The organism is Hydrogenophaga borbori, assembly GCF_003417535.1.
Lineage (GTDB): Bacteria > Pseudomonadota > Gammaproteobacteria > Burkholderiales > Burkholderiaceae_C > Hydrogenophaga > Hydrogenophaga borbori.
Genome location: NZ_QVLS01000006.1, coordinates 207,811 through 226,514 on the forward strand (window position 1 = coordinate 207,811; position 18,704 = coordinate 226,514).

Sequence of the window (18,704 nt, forward strand, 5' to 3'; positions counted from 1 at the left end):
CGAGGGGGGGCCTCAGTGCCCCGCGCGCAGCCGCTCGATGAGGCCGTTGAGCGCGTCCAGCGAGCCGAACTGGATCGCCAGCTCACCCATCTCCTCGACGCGGCCGTGGCGCTTCACGCGCTTTTTCACGCGCACCTCGACCTCGGCGGTCAGCAGGTCGGCCAGCTCCTCTTCCACGCGGCGGATGTCGCGCGACTTTTCCTTGCGCGGCTTCTGCGGCGCCAGGGTGAACTCGGCCGCCAGCTTCTTCACCAGGTTTTCGGCCTCGCGCACCGACAGCTTGCGGGTCGCGACCTGGTTGGCCGTGGTGATCTGCGCGGCCTTGTCCAGCGGCAGCAGCGCGCGCGCGTGGCCCATGTCGATGTCGCCGGCCATCAGCATGGTCTGCACCGGCTCGGCCAGCTGCAGCAGGCGCAGCAGGTTGCTGGCGGCGCTGCGCGAGCGGCCCACGGCCTGGGCCGCCTGTTCGTGAGTGAGCCCAAACTCCTTCACCAGGCGTTGCAGGCCATGGGCCTCTTCCAAGGGGTTCAGGTCTTCGCGCTGGATGTTCTCGATCAGCGCCATGGCGGCGGCCGACTCGTCCGGCACCTCGCGCACCAGCACAGGCACCTCGCTCAGGCCGGCCAGCTTCGAGGCGCGGAAGCGGCGTTCGCCCGCGATGATCTCGTGCTTGCCGGCGTCCGGGCCGCTGTTCAGCCGGCGCACCAGAATCGGCTGCATGATGCCCTGGGCCTTGATGCTCTCGGCCAGTTCGTACAGGGCGCCCTCGTCCATGCGGGTGCGCGGCTGGTACTGGCCGGGCACCAGCTGGTCCAGCGGCAGGGTGGACGGTGCGCCAGCGGGCGCGGCCTCGGCGGCGGGCTTGTCCTCGACCTTGGGGCCGAGCAGCGCTTCGAGCCCGCGGCCCAGGCCCTTGGGTTTTTTGGTGACCATCTAGTGCTTGTCTTTCGTGAGTTCGTCCAGCCAGGCCTGGCCCTGCGGCCAGTCGCCCAGGCCGGAATCGGCGTTGATGTGGCCGGCACGGCCGAGGTCGGTGAAGGCCGCCCCCCAGTCGGCGGCGAGGCCCCGGGCGCGCTCGAAGCCACAGTAGGGGTCGTCCTGGCTGCCGATCAGGTGGGCGGGGAACGGCAAGCGCTGGCGCACGATGGGCGACCAGCTGGGCAGCAGCTCGCGCAGGTCCTCGCGTTCCGAATCGCCCGGCGCCACCAGCAGCGCGCCCACCACGCGGGCGGTGTGCCGGGAATGCGCGGCCCAGGCCGCCGTCAGGATGCAGCCCAGGCTGTGGGCCACCAGTAGCACGGGGCCGTCGGCGCCCAGCACCACGTCTTCCAGGCGGGCCATCCAGTCGCCGCGCTGCGGGTGCATCCAGTCGTGCTGCTCGACGCGGCGGTAGCCAAAGCGGGCCTCCCAGCGGCTCTGCCAGTGTTCGGGCCCGCTGCTCTGCCAGCCGGGCAGGACGAGGACGTTCTGCGGTTTCACGTGGAACACCCTCCTCTCACATCTTCTTGATGCGCTCGACCATCTCCTCGGCAAAGGCGACGAAGGCCTGGCTGCCGCGCGCGGAGGGGTCGAACACCACACCCGGCAGGCCATAGCTGGGGGCCTCGGCCAGGCGCACGTTGCGCGGGATCACGGTGTCGAACACCTTGTCGCCAAAATGCGCCTTGAGCTGGTCGCTCACCTGCTGCTGCAGGGTGATGCGCGGGTCGAACATGACACGCAGCAGGCCAATGATCTGCAGGTCCTTGTTGAGGTTGGCGTGCACCTGCTTGATGGTGTTGACCAGGTCGGTCAGGCCTTCGAGCGCGAAGTACTCGCACTGCATGGGCACGATGACGCCATGCGCCGAGCACAGGCCATTGAGGGTGAGCATGCTCAGCGAGGGCGGGCAGTCGATCAACACGAAGTCGTACTGGTCGGCCACCTCGGCCAGGGCCTGCTTGAGCCGGCGCTCGCGGCGCTCCACTTCCACCAGCTCCACCTCGGCGCCCGCGAGCTCGCGGTTGGCGCCCAGCACGTGGTAGCCGCACTTGTCGGACCACTGGGCCGCCTCGGCCACCGAGGCGGATTCCAGCAGCACGTCGTACACCGACAGCGCCATGGCCCGCTTGTCCACGCCCGAGCCCATGGTGGCATTGCCCTGAGGGTCCAGGTCCACCATCAGCACCCGCTGGCCGACCTTGGCCAGACCGGCGGCCAGGTTGACGGTGGTGGTGGTCTTGCCGACGCCGCCCTTCTGGTTGGCCACGCAAAAAATCTTCGCCATGGGTCTTTACTTGGAAAGGGCCAGCTTGACGCCAAAGCCGATGAGGAAGACGCCGGCGAGCTTTTCCAGCGTGCGGCCGATGCGGGGATTGGCGCGCAGGCGCTCGGCCAGGAAGTGCACGATGAGCGTCATGCCCAGGCCGTAGGCGAAGGTCAGCGCGGCAATGGTGGCCGCCATGGCGCCGAAGGTGATCAGGCCCTGGTGGTGGGCACGGTCGACGAACAGGGGGAAGAAGGCCATGTAGAAGACGATGGCCTTGGGGTTGAGCAGGGTGATGGCGGCCGCCTGCTGGAAGTACTGGCGCGGGCGGATGTTGAGGACCGGGGCATCACCGGGCTTGGCGGTGAGCATTTTCCAGCCGAGCCAGGCGAGGTAGGCCGCGCCGATCCACTGGACCGCGCCGAACAGGGTCGGGGTGGCCGCCAGCAAGGCGGCGACGCCGGCGACGGCCGCCCACATCAGCACCTGGTCGGCGGCGATGACACCCAGGGTGGCGGCGAGTCCGCCGCGCAGGCCGCCCTTGCTGGTGGAGGTGATGAGGGCCAGGTTGCCCGGGCCGGGAATGGCGAGGAAAACAACGATGGCGGCGACGAAAGCGCCGTAGTCCGCGATGCCGAACATGGTGGTGGCCCCCAGAAAGCAGGGGTCGAGTGTACGTGACGGGTTCTGCCGGGCCCCGGGCTTCCCAGCTCAGCCCATCCGCTCCCGCATCCAGACGATGCAGCGATCCGCCTTCAAGCCCGGCACCGCCACCGGTTCCACGTGAAACACATCCACGTCCGCCGGCAGCGCCAGCAGTTCCTCCAGGGGGTGCTTGCCCTTGAGGGCCATCCACATGCCCCCGATCTGCAGCGCCGATCGCGACCACTGGATGAAGTCCGCCAGGGAGGAGAAGGCGCGGGACGTGACCACGTCGTAGCCCTCTTCCCCACGCCCCCGGCTGAGCGACTCCACCCGCGCATGCATCGCGTGCAGGTTCACCAGACCCAACTCCGCCGACACCTGGCGAACAAAAGCCGCCTTCTTGGCCACCGTGTCCACGCAGGTCACTTCGATCTGCGGGCAGGCGATGGCGATCACCACGCCCGGCAGGCCGGCACCCGAACCCACGTCCAGCAGCCGCACCGGGCGGCCGTCGGTTTCGCGCAGCAAGGGGCCGACCACCGCCAGGCTGTCCAGCAGGTGGTGGGTCAGCATCTCTGCCGGCTCGCGCAGGGCCGTCAGGTTGTAGACCCGGTTCCACTTCTGGATGAGCGCCATGTAGGCCATCAGCATGTCGACCTGCTCCTCGTCCAGCGAGAGGTCGAGTGCCTGCAGGCCGATCTGCAGCTCGTGGCGCAGCGCGTCCGTCATCGCAGCACCTCCGTGCTGCGCACTGCGGTGCGAGCGCCTTCGGGCGGCCGTGCGGCGCTCATGGGGCCGAGGCCTCAGTGGCGCCACGGGCCGAGGCCAGGCCACCGAGCCCCCCCTTTTTCAGGTGAATCAGCAACAGGGAAATGCTCGCGGGCGTGATGCCCGAGATGCGCGAAGCCTGGCCCAGGGTCTCGGGCCGGTGCCGGGCCAGCTTCTGCCGCGCCTCGAAGGACAGGGACGTGACCTTCAGGTAATCGATGTCCGCCGGCAGCTTCAGGTGCTCGTAGTGGGCGGCGCGCTCCACCTCGGCCTTCTGCCGGTCGATGTAGCCGCTGTACTTGGCCGCGATCTCCACCTGCTCGATCACCGGGGCCGCCAACTCGCCCAGGGTTTCACGTGAAACCGCGTTGTCGACGAAGGCGCCGCCGTTCATGCCGACCAGGGCTGGGTAGCTCACGCCAGGGCGGCGCAGCAGGTCGAACAGGTTGTGCTCATGCTCGATGGCCTTGCCCAATACGCGCTCACCCTCTTCCACCGACAGCAGCTTGGGGTTCACCCAGGTGGATTTGAGACGCTCGGTTTCACGTGAAACCGCGTCGCGCTTGCGGCTGAAGGCGTCCCAGCGGGCGTCGTCCACCAGGCCCAGGCGGCGGCCGGTCTCGGTGAGGCGCATGTCGGCGTTGTCCTCGCGCAGCTGCAGGCGGAACTCGGCGCGGCTGGTGAACATGCGGTAAGGCTCGGTCACCCCCTGGGTGACGAGGTCATCGACCAGCACACCGAGATAGGCCTGGTCGCGCGCCGGCAGCCAGGCGCCCTCGCCCCGGCACTGCAAGGCGGCGTTGATGCCGGCGAACAAGCCCTGGGCCGCGGCCTCCTCATAGCCGGTGGTGCCGTTGATCTGGCCAGCGAAAAACAGGCCGGCGATCTGCTGGGTTTCGAAGCTGCTCTTGAGCGAGCGCGGGTCGAAGTAGTCGTATTCGATGGCGTAGCCCGGCCGCAGGATGTGCGCGTTCTCCAGGCCAGGCATGCTGCGCACCAGGGCGTACTGAATGTCGAAGGGCAGGCTGGTGGAGATGCCGTTGGGGTAGACCTCGTGGGTGCTCAGGCCTTCGGGCTCCAGGAAGATCTGGTGGCTGTCTTTGTCCGCGAAGCGGTTGATCTTGTCTTCCACGCTGGGGCAGTAGCGCGGGCCCACGCCCTCGATCTTGCCGGTGAACATGGGGCTGCGGTCGAAACCGCTGCGGATGATCTCGTGCGTGCGCTCATTGGTGTGCGTGATCCAGCAGGAGATCTGGCGCGGGTGCAGGGCCGCGCTGCCCATGAAGCTGAACACCGGCAGCGGCGTGCTCGGGGGCGTGCCGTCGGCCGCCGGCATGCCGTCGCCGGGCTGCTCGGTGCACTTCGACCAATCGATGCTGCGGCCGTCCAGGCGCGGGGGCGTGCCGGTCTTCAGCCGGCCCTGGGGCAGCTTGAGCTCCTTCAGGCGCGCCGACAGCGACACCGCCGGCGGATCGCCCGCGCGGCCCGCGCTGTAGTTGTTCAGGCCCACGTGGATCTTGCCGTCCAGGAAGGTGCCGGCCGTCAGCACCACGGTGCGCGAGCGGAAGCGAATCCCCACTTGCGTGACGGCGCCCACCACGCGGTCGCCCTCCACCATCAGGTCGTCCACGGCCTGCTGGAACAGCCACAGGTTCGGCTGGTTTTCCAGACGGCGGCGGATGGCGGCCTTGTAGAGCACGCGGTCCGCCTGGGCGCGCGTGGCGCGCACGGCCGGGCCCTTGCTGCTGTTGAGGATGCGGAACTGGATGCCGCCCTCGTCCGTGGCGATGGCCATGGCGCCGCCCAGCGCGTCCACCTCCTTCACCAGGTGGCCCTTGCCGATGCCGCCGATGCTGGGGTTGCAGCTCATCTGACCCAGCGTCTCGATGTTGTGGGTGAGCAGCAGCGTGGCGCAGCCCATGCGGGCGGCGGCCAGCGCGGCCTCGGTGCCGGCGTGGCCGCCGCCGACCACGATGACGTCGAATTCCTGGGGGTACAGCATCTTGAACTCCAAAGCCCGCGGCGACGGGGCGGTCGGCGCGGGCGAGCCCGCGATTGTCCCATCAAGGGGCAAGCCCCGGGCCCGCGCAGGAATCCGGCGCGGCGGCGGTGCCAGAATCCGCCCCCATGACCCCGCCCACCCCCCTCCTCGTCTTCGCGGGCAGCACCCGCGCGCAGTCCCACAACCGCAAGCTCGCCCAGGTCGCCGCCGACCTCGGCCGCGCCGCCGGCGCCCAGGTCACCCTGCTGGAGCTGGCCGACCACGAACTGCCGCTCTACAACGCCGACCTCGAAGCGCGCGGCACCCCCGAGGCCGCGCGCCGCCTGAAAGCCATCTTCCACGCCCATCCCGCCTGGGTCATCTGCTCGCCCGAGTACAACGGCAGCTACACCGGCCTGCTCAAGAACACCATCGACTGGGTGTCCAGCCCCATCAAGGGCGACCCCGAATGGTCCAGCGGCACCAAGCCCTTCGCGGGCAAGGTGGTGGGCCTGCTCAGCGCCTCGCCCGGCGCCCTGGGCGGGCTGCGCAGCCTGTCGCACCTGTCGCCCCTGCTCCTGAACCTGCAGTGCTGGCTGACGCCCAAGCAGTACGCGCTGAGCAAGGCCGGCGAAGCCTTCGACGACCAGGGCCGGCTGATCAGCGGCCTCGCCCAGGCCGCCGTGCAGGGCGTCGTCGAGCAGGCGATCCACGCCGCGCGCAAGCTCAACGCGCCCGACTGAGCCCGCCGACCCCATGGACTGCCGCCCCGGCTGCGCCGCCTGCTGCACCGCGCCTTCGATCAGCAGCGCGATGCCAGGCCTGCCGCAGGGCAAGCCGGCCGGCCTGCCCTGCCCGCACCTGGACGGGGCCCTGCGCTGCCGCCTGTTCGGCCGACCGGAGCGGCCCCTGGTGTGCGCCTCCCTGAAGCCCGATCATGAAATGTGTGGTAGCGAGCGCTCACATGCAATGCAATGGCTCGGGCGCCTCGAGCGCGCGACGGCACCCTGATCTGGATCAAAGCGCGTCCGTTCGTGGCGGCGTCCAATCGGCTTGAACATCATCGTTCACTGATGGAGACCTCCATGACCCCCAACGTCGGCGGTATCGACCGTTCCCTTCGCATCCTTGTCGGCCTTGTCCTCATCGCCCTGGCCGCCACCGGCACGGTGGGCTGGTGGGGCTGGCTCGGCGTGGTGCCCCTGCTCACCGGCGTGGTGGGCTGGTGCCCGCCCTACGCCCTGTTCGGCATCAGCACCTGCAAGACGCGCGGCTGACGCCGCCGCCCTGTCGCTGCACGGACAGCCCCAGCCGGGCCAGCGCGCCTAGAGTGCGTGTCGAGCCGCCCGCCCCGAGGCGGCCCGGAGACACGCCATGCACATTCCCCCCCTGAAAGAAGCCGTCAGCGCCGAAGAGTGGGCGCTGCGTTGCGACCTCGCCGCCTGTTACCGCCTGGTGGCGGCCTATGGCTGGAGCGACCTGGTCTTCACCCACATCAGCGCCAAGCTGCCCGACGGCCTCACCGGCGGTGAGCACCAGTTCCTCATCAACCCCTACGGGCTGATGTTCGACGAGATCACCGCCAGCAGCCTGGTCAAGGTGGACATGGCCTGCAACAAGCTGCACGACTCGCCCTTCCCCGTGAACCCGGCGGGCTTCGTCATCCACAGCGCCGTGCACAGCGCGCGGCCCGAGGCGCAGTGCGTGCTGCACACGCACACCCGCGCGGGCGTGGCGGTGAGCGCGCAGCGGCACGGCATCCTGCCCATCAGCCAGCAAAGCACCTTCGTGCTGAGCTCGCTCGCGTACCACGGCTACGAAGGCGTGGCCCTGCGCCCCGACGAGATTCCGCGCCTGCAGGCCGACCTGGGGCAAGCCAACTACCTGGTGCTGCGCAACCACGGCCTGCTCACCGTGGGCCGCTCCATCGCCGACGCCTTTCTCTCCATGTACACCTTCGAGAACGCCTGCCGCATCCAGATCGACGCGCTGGCCGGCGGCAGCGAACTGACCCAGGTGGACCCGCGCATCCTCGCCGGCATGGCCGAGGTCATGCGCGTGGCCACGGCCGGCCAGGGCGCGCAGATCGCCTGGCCCGCACTGCTGCGAAAACTGGAGCGCCTGGACCCGTCGTACAGAACCTGAGCGCGGCGCGGCGGCTTCAGCGATCGGCCACGAAGGCGGCCATGCCTTCCAACACCGTGCGCAGGCGCATCAGCTCACGCGAGGTGTCGAGCCGACGCGACCAGGAGGCCAGCCGCGAGATCCGCTGCAGGCGCGGCAGCAGGCGGGCAATGAAGCGGCGCAGCGCCTCGCCCTGCGCCGCGTCCACCGCCGCGTAGGCCTGCAGCACCGCGTGCACCGCGCCGGGCCCCAGGGGCTCGATCAGCCGCGCCAACGACAGCACCAGCTGCAGCACGTCGTAGCGCTGCACCATGTCCAGCGACAGGCCGGGCACCAGGGGCTCCTCGAAGTCCAGCCGCGCGAAGCGCTCGCCATCCCAGGTGATGTTGCGCGCCTGCGCACCGCCATGCCACTGGCCGCGCGCGTGAAAGCCCGCCAGATCGGCGGCGGCCGCGCACATCAGCGGCAGGCGCTCCTCGGGCGCTCGCTGGAACAGCAGGTAGTCCAGGGTGGTGCCCACGTCGCTGGTGACCAGGGTACGGCCGTCGAAGCCGATCACGCGCGGCACGCACTCGCCCACGGCGGCCAGGGCCAGCAGGCGCTCGTGTTCATGGGCCAGCAGCGCGCGCGGATCGGTCTGGCGCGCGGCCGCCCAGGGAATGGGCACGCCCACGACGTGAGCGAACAGCCACACGCCCGCCGACTTGCGCCAGCTGCGCAGCGGGCGGTCGGTGGTCTTGGTCCAGGTCTTGGTGCCGTCGACGGCGGTGCTTGGGGAACTCACGCGCGCGATTATCCCGATCGCGCCTGGCCCCGACGGCTCAGCCTTCGGCGTAGCGCTCCAGCTCCCAGTCGCTCACCTGCGCGTGGTAGGCGGCCCACTCCGCGCGTTGGAGGGACAGGACCTGGGCCACCAGCGGCTCGCCGAGCGCGGCGCGCAGTGCGGCGTCGCCCTCCAGCGCCAGCAGCGCGTCGTGCAGGTCGCGCGGCAGGCGATCGGGCATCGGCTCGCCGCGCGCGTGGCGCTCGTACAGGTCGTCCCGGCAGGGCCGGGGCGCCACCAGGCCCTGGTCGATGCCGTCGAGCCCGGCCGCCAGCGTGGCCGCGAGCGCCAGGTACACATTGCAGCTCGGGTCCGGCAGCCGCCACTCCAGCCGCCCCGCCACCGCGCGCAGAAGGCAGCTGCGGTTGTTGTCGCCGATGGCCTTCCACACCGGCGACCAGGTGGTGCCCGAGGCGCTGCGGCTCGCCGCCAGCCGCTTGTAGCTGTTGACCGTGGGCGCGCACAGCGCGGCCAGGCCATCGGCGTGGCGCAGCAGGCCGGCCGCGAAGCGCCAGCCGGTCTCGCTCAGGCCCAGCGCGCCCGCACCATCGGCCATCAGCGGCCGGCCGGCGCCGGGTTGCTGCCCGGCGCCGCAGGACATTCCGTCGTCCGTCAGGCTCAGGTGGAAGTGCAGACCGCTGCCCGGCGCGCCCGCCAGCGGCTTGGGCATGGTGGAGAACACGCAGCCATGGCGCTCGGCCACGGCCTGGGCCGTGAGCTTGAAGAGCTGGTAGCGATCGGCCGCGGCCAGCGCCTCGTCGTGCCGGTAGTTGATCTCGTACTGGCCGGCGGCGTCCTCGTGGTCCATCTGCTGCAACTCAAAGCCCAGGGCCGTGAGGGCCTGGCGCATGTCGTCCAGGAAGCCCCGCTGGCGGCCGATGGCGCGCAGGTCGTACGAGGGTTTGGCCAGCGTGTCGCGCGCGTCGGCCACGCCCCAGCGGCCATCGGCGCCGCGCTTGAGCAGAAAGAACTCGGGCTCGATGCCCACCCACAGCGTCCAGCCACGCTCGCGCAGGCGCGCCACCTGGCGCTGGAGCGCGCCGCGCGGGTCGGTGTCCAGCGGTTGCCCACCCGCAAAGCCCTCGCACACGGCGTGCGCCACGCCGGGCATGAAGGGCAAGGGCCGCAGCGTCTCGGGCAGCACGCGGCCGAAGTACTCGCTGCGCGGGCCCATGCGCGGCAGCCCGGTGCCCACGATGCTGGGGCCGGCGAAGCCCGCGCCCACGGCCACCGCGTCGGCGAGGCCCTCCAGCGGCACCAGCTTGCCCTTGGGCGTGCCCGCCAGGTCGGTGAAGGTGGCGAGCACCGAGTGCACGCCCATCGCGCGCAGCTCGGCCGCGCGCGACTCCAGCGCGTCGAGCGCCTGTCCCAGGCGCCCGGCGCTGTCGTTCAAGCGGCCACCTCGGCCAGCGCGGCGTCGAAGACCGCGAGGCCCTCGTTGAACACCGCGTCCTCGATGGTGAGCGGGAACAGGAAACGGATCACGTTGGCGTTGACCCCGCAGGTGAGCAGCAGCAGGCCGCGCCGCAGCGCCGCCATCTGCACCCGCTTCGTCGTCTCGGCGTCGGGCGCGCCGGTCTTGGGGTCCACGAACTCGCAGGCCACCATGGCGCCCAGACCGCGCACGTCGCCGATGCATTGCCGCGCCGCGCGCCGGGCGATCAGGGTGGCGATGAGCTGGTCCCCCAGGCGCTGCGCGCGCGCGCAAAGCCCCTCTTCTTCCATCACGTCCAGCACCGCGTGCGCGGCCGCGACGGCGAGCGGGTGGCCGGCGTAAGTGCCGCCCAGGCCGCCGGGCGCGGGGCCGTCCATCACGGCCGCGCGGCCGCACACGGCCGACAGCGTGGTGCCGCCGGCCATGCTCTTGGCCAGGGTCATCAGGTCGGGCCGCACGCCGAAGTGCTCCATGGCGAACATCCTGCCGGTGCGCGCGAAGCCGGTCTGCACCTCATCGGCGATCAGCAGGATGCCGTGCGCGTCGCACAGCTCGCGCAGCCACTGCACCGCGGCGGGCAGGATGGGGTTGAAGCCACCCTCGCCCTGCACCGGCTCGAACACGATGGCCGCCACGCGGCTGGGCTCGATGTCGGCCTTGAAGAGGTGGGCCATGGCCTTCTTCGCGTCCTCGAAACTGTCGGCCGACACCGGGAAGGGCACGTGGTAGACCTCGGGCGGGAACGGCCCGAAGCCGGCCTTGTAGGGCTGCACCTTGCCCGTGAGCGAGACCGCGAACAGGCTGCGGCCGTGGAAGGCGCCGCCGAAGGCGACGATGCCGCTGCGCCCCGTGGCGGCGCGCGCGATCTTCATCGCGTTCTCGATCGCCTCGGCGCCGGTGGAGAAGAAGGCCGTCTTCACCGGTCCGTCGATGGGCACGATGGCGTTGATGCGCTCCGCCAGCGACACGTACTCGGCATAGGGCACCACCTGGTAGCAGCTGTGCGTGAAACGCTGCAGCTGCGCCGCGATCGCGGCCTGCACCTTGGGGTGCACGTGGCCGGTGTTGAGCACCGCGATGCCGCCCGCGAAGTCGATGAAGCGGCGGCCCTCGATGTCCCAGAGCTCGGCGTTCTTCGCGCGGTCGATGAAGAAGTCGCCGAACACGCCCACGCCGCGCGGCGTGGCCGCGAGCCGGCGCTGGTGCCAGGCGGCGTTGGTGTGCGGGGCGTGCAGCGTCTCCGGTGTCTGCGGGGCGTTCATGGCGCTCTCCTCAAATGGGACTGTCGATCCGTATCCAGGTTGTCTTGATCTCGGTGTACTTGTCGAAGGCATGCAGCGACTTGTCGCGGCCCACGCCGCTCTGCTTGAAGCCGCCGAAGGGCACGGTGATGTCGTCCTCGTCGTACTGGTTCACGTGCACGGTGCCCGCGCGCAGCGCGCGCGCCACGCCGTGCGCCTTGTTGATGTCGCGCGTCCACACCGCCGCCTGCAGGCCGTAGATGTTGCTGTTGGCCTGCTTCACCACGTCGGCGGCGTCGGTGAAGGACAGCACCGACAGCACCGGGCCGAAGATCTCCTCGCGCGCGATGGTCATGTCGTTTTTCACGCCGTCGAAGATGGTGGGCAGCACGTAGCAGCCGCCCTTCACGGGCTCGGCCGCCTCGCCGCCCGCGAGCAGCTTGGCGCCCTCCTTCTTGCCCGAGTCGATGTAGCGCAGCACCGTGTCCAGCTGCGTCTTGTCGACGATGGCGCCCATCACCGTGGCCTTCTCCAGCGGGTTGCCCGGCTGGTACTGCGGCACCAGCTTCAGCGCCTTCTCCAGGAAGGCCTCCTTGATCGAGGCCTCGACGAACAGGCGCGAGGGCGCGTTGCAGCTCTCGCCCTGGTTAAAGAAGATGCTGCCCACCGCCGCCTCCACGGCCCTGTCGATGTCCGGGCAGTCGGCGAACACGATGTTGGGCGACTTGCCGCCCAGCTCGGTCCAGGCGCGCTTGAGGTTGCTCTGGCCGGCCATCACATGGATCTGCTTGCCCACGCGCGTGCTGCCGGTGAAGGCGATGCAGTCCACGTCCATGTGCAGGGCCAGCGGGCTGCCGGCCTCGGGGCCGAAGCCCGGCACCACGTTGAACACGCCGGGCGGAATGCCCGCGGCCAGCGCCAGTTCGGCCAGGCGCAACGCGGTCAGCGGGCTCTTCTCGCTGGGCTTGAGCACCACCGAGTTGCCCGCGGCCAGGGCCGGCGCGATCTTCCAGGCCGCCATGATCATGGGGTAGTTCCAGGGCACGATCACGCCCACCACGCCCAGGGGCTCGCGCGTGATCAGGGCCAGGGCGGTGTCGGGCGTGGGCGCGATCTCGTCGTACACCTTGTCCACCGCCTCGCCGTACCAGCGGATGCAGTTGGCCGCGCTGTTCACGTCCACGGCGCGCGCGTAGCGCACGGGCTTGCCCATGTCGAGTGTTTCGGTGAGCGCGAGCTCGTCGGCGTGCTGCTGGATCTGGTCCGCGAAGGCCAGCATGATGCGCTTGCGCTTGGCCGGCGGCAGGCCGGCCCAGCGGCGGTCCTCGAAGGCGGCGCGCGCGGCGGCCACGGCGGCGTCGATGTCGGCGGCCTGGCCGCGCGCCACGGGCGCCAGCAGCCGCCCGTCCACGGGCGAGAAGCAGTCGAAGGTCTGGCCGTCGCGCGCGGCGACGCGCTCGCCGTTGATGAAGGCGCGGCCGTCTGGGGACAGGGAGGGGGCTTGGAGGGCGGTGGTGGTCATGGCAAGGGGGTCGCGGAGGCCGGAAGGATCGGCCCCATGCTACGCCCCTTGCCCACCCGCGTGGGCAGCCACTTTCGGTGGTGGCCGCCCGTCCACTGCGGGCCTCAGCCGCGCACCGCCGCCGCCATCTCCCGCTCGCGCCGGCGCGTGGCCCGCGCCACCCAGACCGCGTAGCTGACCACCACGGCGGTGACCGTGACGATGAGGATGGTGGCCGCCGCGTAGATTGTCGGGTTGATGCCCCGGCGCGCGTAGCCGAAGATCACCTGCGGCAGCGTGCTCACGCCCGGCCCGCTCAGGAATTCGGTGATCACCACGTCGTCGAAGGACAGCGTGAAGGCCAGCAGGAAGGCGGCCAGGATGGCCTGGAAGATGTTGGGCAGCGTGACCAGGAAGAACACCTGGTGCGGGCGCGCGCCCAGGTCCCTGGCGGCCTCCTCGATGGACCGGTCCATCTCCAGCAGCCGGCTCTGGATCACCACCATGCCGTAGGCCATGCCCAGCAGCGTGTGGCCCAGGATGATGGTGAGCATGCCGCGCTGCGGCCAGCCCAGCAGGTTCTGCGCGCCCACGAACAGCAGCAGCAGCGACAGGCCGATGATCACCTCGGGCATGACCAGCGGCGCGTTCACCATGCCGCTGAACACCGTGCGGCCCGCAAAGCGACGGTAGCGCACCAGCACGAAGGCCGCGAAGGTGGCCAGCACGGCCGACAGCACACCGGTGACGGCGGCGATCTGGAGCGAGAGGAAGAAGCCGTCGACGATCTTGCTGTCGTTGAGCAGGGCTTCGTACCAGCGCAGCGAGAAGCCGGTGAAGCGCGCGTCGGTGCGCGTGCTGTTGAACGAGAACAGCACCATGAAGCCCAGCGGCAGGTACAGGAAGCCGAAGACCACCAGCAGCCAGAGCTTGCCGAAGTGCTTTTCGAAGAAAACTTTCATGGAGGCCCCTTCACACAGCCGGAGGAAGTGTCTGGTCGAGAAACGCCATGGAACTGGCTTTGCCGGGCCATGGGCGTTGCCCCCTTGAAGGGGAGCCGCGAAGCGGCGCGGGGGTGATCACTTCTGGTCTCCGGCGTACTTGTAGTAGAAGGCCAGCGGGACCACGATGATCGCGATCATCACGACCGCGAGCGCGGTGGCCTTGGGCCAGTCGTTGGCGGTGAACATCTCGTCCCACACCACACGGCCGATCATGTAGTTCTCGGGGCCGCCCAGCAGCGAGGGAATCACGAACTCGCCCACGCAGGGAATGAACACCAGCATGAAGCCCGCGATGATGCCGGCCTTGGACAGCGGCACCGTGATCAGCCAGAAGGCCTTGAAGGGTGTGGTGCCCAGGTCGTACGCGGCCTCGAGCAGGCGAAAGTCCATCTTCACCAGGTTGGCGTACAGCGGCAGGACCATGAAAGGCAGGTAGACGTAGGTCATGCCCACCAGCATGGACACGTTGGTGTACAGCATGGGGATGGGCTCGCCGCTGATGCCGACGAACATCATGAAGCGGTTGATCACGCCCTGGTCGGCCAGCAGGCCCTTCCAGGCATAGACGCGCAGCAGGAAGGAGGTCCAGAACGGCAGCATCACCAGCAGCAGCAGCGCCGGGCGCACGCTGGCCGGCGAGCGCGCGATGAAGTACGCGAAGGGGTAGCCGATGGCCAGGCAGAACACCGCCGTGAGCAGCGCGTACCAGATCGAGCGCAGGTAGGCGTCGATGTAGAGCGTGCGAAACAGCGGCGCACCCTCTTCCGCCCGGAAGATGGCCAGGTAGTTCTCGTACTTCAGGCGCAGCACGCCGGTGTCGGGGTCCCACAGCGCCTTGAAGGGGCTGATGTCGCCGCCCATGTCCACGAAGCTGATGTACAGCAGGATCAGGAAGGGCAGGAAGAAGAACAGCAGCAGCCAGCCATAGGGCACGCCGATGACGAAGCGCTTGCCGGGCACGGGAAGGTTCATGGTCGCTCTCCCTCAGTCGCGCAGCACCACGCCGGCGGTGTCGCTCCACCAGAAATACACCTCGTCCTCCCAAGTGATGTCCGAGAGGTCGTGGCGCGAGGTGTTGGCCTCGGTGATCTTCACGCGCTGGCCGTTGCTGGCCACGACGATGAAGGTGTTGTGCGCGCCGAAGTAGGCGATCTCCTTGACCTTGCCCTTGAACACATTGGGGCCGGCATCGGCCGGCGGCGGCGCCTTGCTGATCTCGATCTTCTCGGGCCGCACGGCCAGCGCCACCGGCATGCCCAGCGTGCCCGGCATGCCGTGGCCCACATGGATCTCGCCAATGCCGCTGCTCACCGCGCAGCGGTCGGGTTCGTCGACGCTGAGCTTGCCCTCGAAGAGGTTCACGTTGCCGATGAAGTCGGCCACGAAGCGGTTCACCGGGTGCTCGTAGATCTCGGACGGCGTGCCCACCTGCAACACGCGGCCCTTGCTCATGATGGCGATGCGGCTGGCCATGGTCATGGCCTCTTCCTGGTCGTGCGTGACCATCACGCAGGTCACGCCCACCTTCTCGATGATGTTGACCAGCTCGAACTGGGTCTGCTCGCGCAGCTTCTTGTCCAGCGCACCCAGGGGCTCATCCAGCAACAACAGCTTGGGCCGCTTGGCCAGGCTGCGCGCCAGGGCCACGCGCTGCTGCTGGCCGCCCGAGAGCTGGTGCGGCTTGCGCTTGGCGTAGGGCGTGAGCTGCACCAGGGCCAGCATCTCGTCGGTGCGCTGCTGGATCTCGGCCTTGGGCAGGCCCTCGCGGCGCAGGCCGAAGGCCACGTTCTCCCACACCGACAGGTGCGGGAACAGCGCGTAGCTCTGGAACATCATGTTCACGGGCCGCTCGTAGGCCGGCACCGTGGCCAGGTCCTGGCCGCCGAGCAGGATGCGCCCGGCGGTGGGCGTCTCGAAGCCCGCGAGCATGCGCAGCAGCGTGGACTTGCCGCAGCCCGAGCTGCCCAGCAGGGCGAAGATCTCGCCCTTGCGGATGGACAGCGAAACTTCGTCGACGGCCAGCGCATCGTCGAAGCGCTTGACCACTTTTTCGGTCACCAGGAAGCCGGCGGGGTCTGTCATGAAAGTGCCTCCAGAAAGAAAAAGGGCTGTTCGTCCTGATGGATGAACAGCCCCGGTGCGTGCCGAGCGGCGCCGGCGGTTTACTTGCCGCGCTTGAACGCGTTGTAGGTGTCGTTGAGCACGCTAGAGATGTCGTTCGAGAAGCCGCCGGTGGGGATCAGGCGCGCGGTGTCCTCGGGACCCAGGAAGATGGTCTTGTTGCCCTTGACCTCATCCTTGATGTCGGCCAGCGCGGCCTTGTTGCCGGTCGGGTAGTTCATCTCGTTGGCCATGGCGGCGGCGTTGGCGGCGCGCAGGTAGAAGTCGATGAACACGTGGGCGTTGTTCACGTGCTTGGCGTCCTTGGGGATGGCCATGGTGTCGATGAACACCAGGCCGCCGCCGGTGGGCAGCAGGGGCACGATCTCGTCCTTGCCACCGGTTTCCTTCACGCGGCCGGCGGCGATGTTGATGTCGCCCGACCAGCCGATGAAGGCGCAGGCCTTGCCGCTGGCGATGTCGTCGATCATGGTGCTGGAGAACAGGCGCACGCTGCCGCGGACCTTCTTGAGCATGTCCAGCGCGACCTTGAAGTCCTCGGGGTTCTCGCTGTACGCGGGCTTGCCCACGTAGTGCAGGGCCACCGGCAGGATCTCGCTGGGCGAGTCCAGGTAGGCGATGCCGCAGGACTTCAACTTGTTGGCGTACTCGGGCTTGAAGACCAGGTCCCAGGCGTTCTCGGGCATGGCCATGCCGCCCAGGGCCTTCTCGACCTTCTGCTTGTTGATGCCCACGGTGGTGAAGCCCCAGGCCCAGGGCACCAGGTACTTATTGTCGGGGTCGACGCCGGCGATCTTCTTCATGAAGTCCGGGTCGAGGTTGCCGTAGTTCGTGAGCCGGCTCTTGTCGATGGGCTGGTACAGGCCGCCATCGATCTGCTTCTTGGCGAAGCCGGCGGTGGGGATGACGATGTCGTAGCCCGAGTTGCCCGCGACGAGCTTGGCGTGCAGGGCCTCGTTGTTCTCGAAGGTGTCGTAGTTGACCTTGACGCCGTACTCCTTCTCGAAGTCGGCGAGCATGCTCTCGGTGATGTAGTCGGGCCAGTTGTAGACGTTGAGAACCTTCTCGTCGTCGAGCACCGGGCCGGCGGGCGCGGGGGCCGGCGCCGGGGCGGTCGCCACGGGGGCCGGGGCGGGGGCAGGAGCGGGCTCCTCCTTCTTGCCGCAGGCGGCGACCATCACGGCCGCCATCGCGAGAACCAGAACGTGCTTCTTCATGGTGATGCTCACTCCAAGGGAGGTGGGTTGGGACCAAAACCGCCAACGCAGGGCGGCTGATGACCTGCTCGAGGCATGCAAGTTCCAGACCCGGGAAGCCCGTTCCGTGACCGCCATGCCCCAACAAAGGGACCGGCGGCCATTCTAGTCATGCATGCAACCCTTTTTGGCGCAGTTCCGTCAAGGTGTCGTCCAGGCAGCGCTGGATCAGGGCCACCATCTCGTCGATCTGCTCGCGCGTCATCACCAGCGGCGGCGCGATGATCATGCGGTCGCCCACCGCGCGCATGATCAGCCCATTTCTGAAGCAGTGGGCGCGGCACCTCATGCCGACGGCCAGGTCCGGGTCGTACATCGCCCGGGAGGCCTTGTCCTTCACCAGCACCAGGCCGGCCACGAAGCCGCAGGTCTCGGCCAGGCCCACCAGCGGGTGCTCGGCGATCTCGGCGAAGCGCTTGGCCAGGTAGGGCGCCAGGTCCTCGCGCACCTTGCGCGGCAGGTCCTCGCGCTCCATCAGCTCCAGGTTGGCCAGGCCCACGGCACAGGCCACGGGGTGGCCGCTGTAGGTGTAGCCGTGGTTGAACTCGCCGCCCTTGTCGATCAGCACCTGCGCCACGCGGTCGCCCACCATCACGCCGCCCAGGGGGATGTAGCCGCTGGTGACGCCCTTGGCGAAGGTCACCAGGTCGGGGCGGTAGCCGAACTTCTCGTAGGCGAACCAGTGGCCCAGGCGGCCGAAGGCGCAGATCACCTCGTCGCTGATGAGCAGGATGCCGTACTGGTCGACGATGCGCTGGATCTCGGGCCAGTAGGTCGAGGGCGGGATGATCACGCCGCCGGCGCCCTGCACCGGCTCGGCGATGAACGCGGCCACCTTGTCCGGGCCGACGGCCAGGATCTTTTCCTCCAGCCAGCGCGCCGCGCGCAGGCCGAACTCGGCCTCGCTCTCGCCGGGCCGGCCGTTCTCGAAGAAATAGGGCTGCTCGATGTGCACCACGCCGGGGATCGGCAGGTCGCCCTGCGCGTGCATGCCGCTCATGCCGCCGAGCGAGGCCCCGGCCATGGTGGAGCCGTGGTACGCGTTGTGGCGGCCGATGAGGGTCTTGCGCTGCGGCTGGCCCATCAGGTCCCAGTAGCGGCGCACCAGGCGCACGTTGGTGTCGTTGCTCTCGCTGCCGCTGGAGCTGAAGAAGACATGCTCGAAGCGGCGCCCCCGCACCTCGGGCGCCAGCGCGGCCAGCTTGGCCGCCAGCTGCACCGCCGGCACGTTGGTGGTCTGGAAGAAGCTGTTGTAGTACGGCAGCGTCATGAGCTGCTGGTAGGCCGCGTCGGCCAGTTCCTTGCGCCCGTAGCCCACGTTCACGCACCACAGGCCACTCATGGCGTCCAGGATCTTCTGGCCCTCGGAGTCCCAGATGTAGATGCCCTGGGCCTGTGTGATCACGCGCGCGCCGCGCGTGGCCAAATCGCCGTGGTCGGTGAAGGGGTGGATGTAGTGCGCGCTGTCCAGCGCCTGGATGGCTTTCGTGTCGTGCCGCTCGGCGCGGCGCACCAGGGCGGGCGGGGCGATCAGGGGGTTCGGGTTCATCGCGGGAATTC

Annotated in this window: 19 protein-coding genes; 4 read left to right on the top strand and 15 right to left on the bottom strand. The window is 69.2% G+C overall.

Features of this window, described 5'->3' with window-relative positions; all coding sequences use genetic code 11:
• Positions 1-12 precede the first annotated feature (12 nt).
• The 6 genes from DY262_RS11550 to mnmG form a co-directional block, all read right to left on the bottom strand.
• Positions 13-933 (bottom strand): ParB/RepB/Spo0J family partition protein, encoded by a 921-nt coding sequence (locus tag DY262_RS11550; protein ID WP_116959015.1) that lies wholly within the window; start codon positions 931-933, stop codon positions 13-15.
• Positions 934-1,479: an RBBP9/YdeN family alpha/beta hydrolase gene (locus DY262_RS11555; RefSeq protein WP_116959275.1), complete on the bottom strand. Its 546-nt coding sequence runs from the start codon at positions 1,477-1,479 to the stop codon at positions 934-936.
• 16 nt (positions 1,480-1,495) lie between these two features.
• A complete protein-coding gene (locus tag DY262_RS11560) occupies positions 1,496-2,266 on the bottom strand; it encodes a ParA family protein (protein WP_116959016.1) in 771 nt (256 codons plus the stop codon).
• Between the two features lie 6 nt (positions 2,267-2,272).
• Positions 2,273-2,887 (bottom strand): LysE family translocator, encoded by a 615-nt coding sequence (locus DY262_RS11565; protein WP_116959017.1) that lies wholly within the window; start codon positions 2,885-2,887, stop codon positions 2,273-2,275.
• Positions 2,888-2,956: 69 nt separating this feature from the next.
• Positions 2,957-3,619: a 16S rRNA (guanine(527)-N(7))-methyltransferase RsmG gene (gene rsmG, locus DY262_RS11570; protein WP_116959018.1), complete on the bottom strand. Its 663-nt coding sequence runs from the start codon at positions 3,617-3,619 to the stop codon at positions 2,957-2,959.
• Between the two features lie 58 nt (positions 3,620-3,677).
• Positions 3,678-5,660: a tRNA uridine-5-carboxymethylaminomethyl(34) synthesis enzyme MnmG gene (gene mnmG, locus DY262_RS11575; protein WP_116959019.1), complete on the bottom strand. Its 1,983-nt coding sequence runs from the start codon at positions 5,658-5,660 to the stop codon at positions 3,678-3,680.
• A gap of 125 nt (positions 5,661-5,785) precedes the next feature.
• Here mnmG and DY262_RS11580 point away from each other — a divergent pair, with 125 nt between their 5' ends.
• The 4 genes from DY262_RS11580 (at position 5,786) to DY262_RS11595 (ending at position 7,784) form a co-directional block, all read left to right on the top strand.
• A complete protein-coding gene (locus DY262_RS11580; RefSeq protein WP_116959020.1) occupies positions 5,786-6,382 on the top strand; it encodes an NADPH-dependent FMN reductase in 597 nt (198 codons plus the stop codon).
• 13 nt (positions 6,383-6,395) lie between these two features.
• Entirely contained in the window at positions 6,396-6,650 is a 255-nt protein-coding gene (locus DY262_RS21995) for a YkgJ family cysteine cluster protein (RefSeq protein WP_116959021.1), read from the top strand.
• A gap of 74 nt (positions 6,651-6,724) precedes the next feature.
• Positions 6,725-6,916, top strand: coding sequence for a YgaP family membrane protein (locus tag DY262_RS11590; RefSeq protein ID WP_116959022.1), 192 nt, complete (start codon positions 6,725-6,727; stop codon positions 6,914-6,916).
• A gap of 97 nt (positions 6,917-7,013) precedes the next feature.
• Positions 7,014-7,784, top strand: a complete 771-nt coding sequence (locus tag DY262_RS11595; protein WP_116959023.1) for a class II aldolase/adducin family protein — start codon at positions 7,014-7,016, stop codon at positions 7,782-7,784.
• A 16-nt stretch (positions 7,785-7,800) separates the two neighbouring features.
• Here DY262_RS11595 and DY262_RS11600 read toward each other — a convergent pair whose 3' ends face one another.
• The 9 genes from DY262_RS11600 to DY262_RS11640 form a co-directional block, all read right to left on the bottom strand.
• Positions 7,801-8,547 (bottom strand): BUD32 family EKC/KEOPS complex subunit, encoded by a 747-nt coding sequence (locus DY262_RS11600; protein WP_116959024.1) that lies wholly within the window; start codon positions 8,545-8,547, stop codon positions 7,801-7,803.
• Between the two features lie 37 nt (positions 8,548-8,584).
• The gene (locus DY262_RS11605; protein ID WP_116959025.1) at positions 8,585-9,979 is read right to left on the bottom strand and encodes a type III glutamate--ammonia ligase; all 1,395 of its coding nucleotides are present in this window, start codon (positions 9,977-9,979) and stop codon (positions 8,585-8,587) included.
• Positions 9,976-11,283, bottom strand: coding sequence for a 4-aminobutyrate--2-oxoglutarate transaminase (gabT, locus tag DY262_RS11610; protein ID WP_116959026.1), 1,308 nt, complete (start codon positions 11,281-11,283; stop codon positions 9,976-9,978). Before gabT ends, DY262_RS11605 begins: the two co-directional genes overlap by 4 nt.
• Before the next feature lie 10 nt (positions 11,284-11,293).
• The gene (locus tag DY262_RS11615) at positions 11,294-12,784 is read right to left on the bottom strand and encodes an aldehyde dehydrogenase (protein ID WP_116959027.1); all 1,491 of its coding nucleotides are present in this window, start codon (positions 12,782-12,784) and stop codon (positions 11,294-11,296) included.
• A gap of 104 nt (positions 12,785-12,888) precedes the next feature.
• Positions 12,889-13,725 (bottom strand): ABC transporter permease, encoded by an 837-nt coding sequence (locus DY262_RS11620; RefSeq protein WP_116959028.1) that lies wholly within the window; start codon positions 13,723-13,725, stop codon positions 12,889-12,891.
• A 117-nt stretch (positions 13,726-13,842) separates the two neighbouring features.
• Positions 13,843-14,739 carry an ABC transporter permease gene (locus DY262_RS11625; protein WP_116959029.1) on the bottom strand — a complete coding sequence of 299 codons (897 nt, stop codon included), beginning with the start codon at positions 14,737-14,739 and terminating at the stop codon, positions 13,843-13,845.
• Between the two features lie 12 nt (positions 14,740-14,751).
• Entirely contained in the window at positions 14,752-15,849 is a 1,098-nt protein-coding gene (locus tag DY262_RS11630; protein WP_116959030.1) for an ABC transporter ATP-binding protein, read from the bottom strand.
• Between the two features lie 80 nt (positions 15,850-15,929).
• Complete coding sequence (locus DY262_RS11635; RefSeq protein ID WP_116959031.1) at positions 15,930-17,105, bottom strand: extracellular solute-binding protein; 1,176 nt, start codon at positions 17,103-17,105, stop codon at positions 15,930-15,932.
• A 148-nt stretch (positions 17,106-17,253) separates the two neighbouring features.
• A complete protein-coding gene (locus DY262_RS11640) occupies positions 17,254-18,693 on the bottom strand; it encodes an aspartate aminotransferase family protein (RefSeq protein WP_116959032.1) in 1,440 nt (479 codons plus the stop codon).
• Positions 18,694-18,704: the final 11 nt, after the last annotated feature.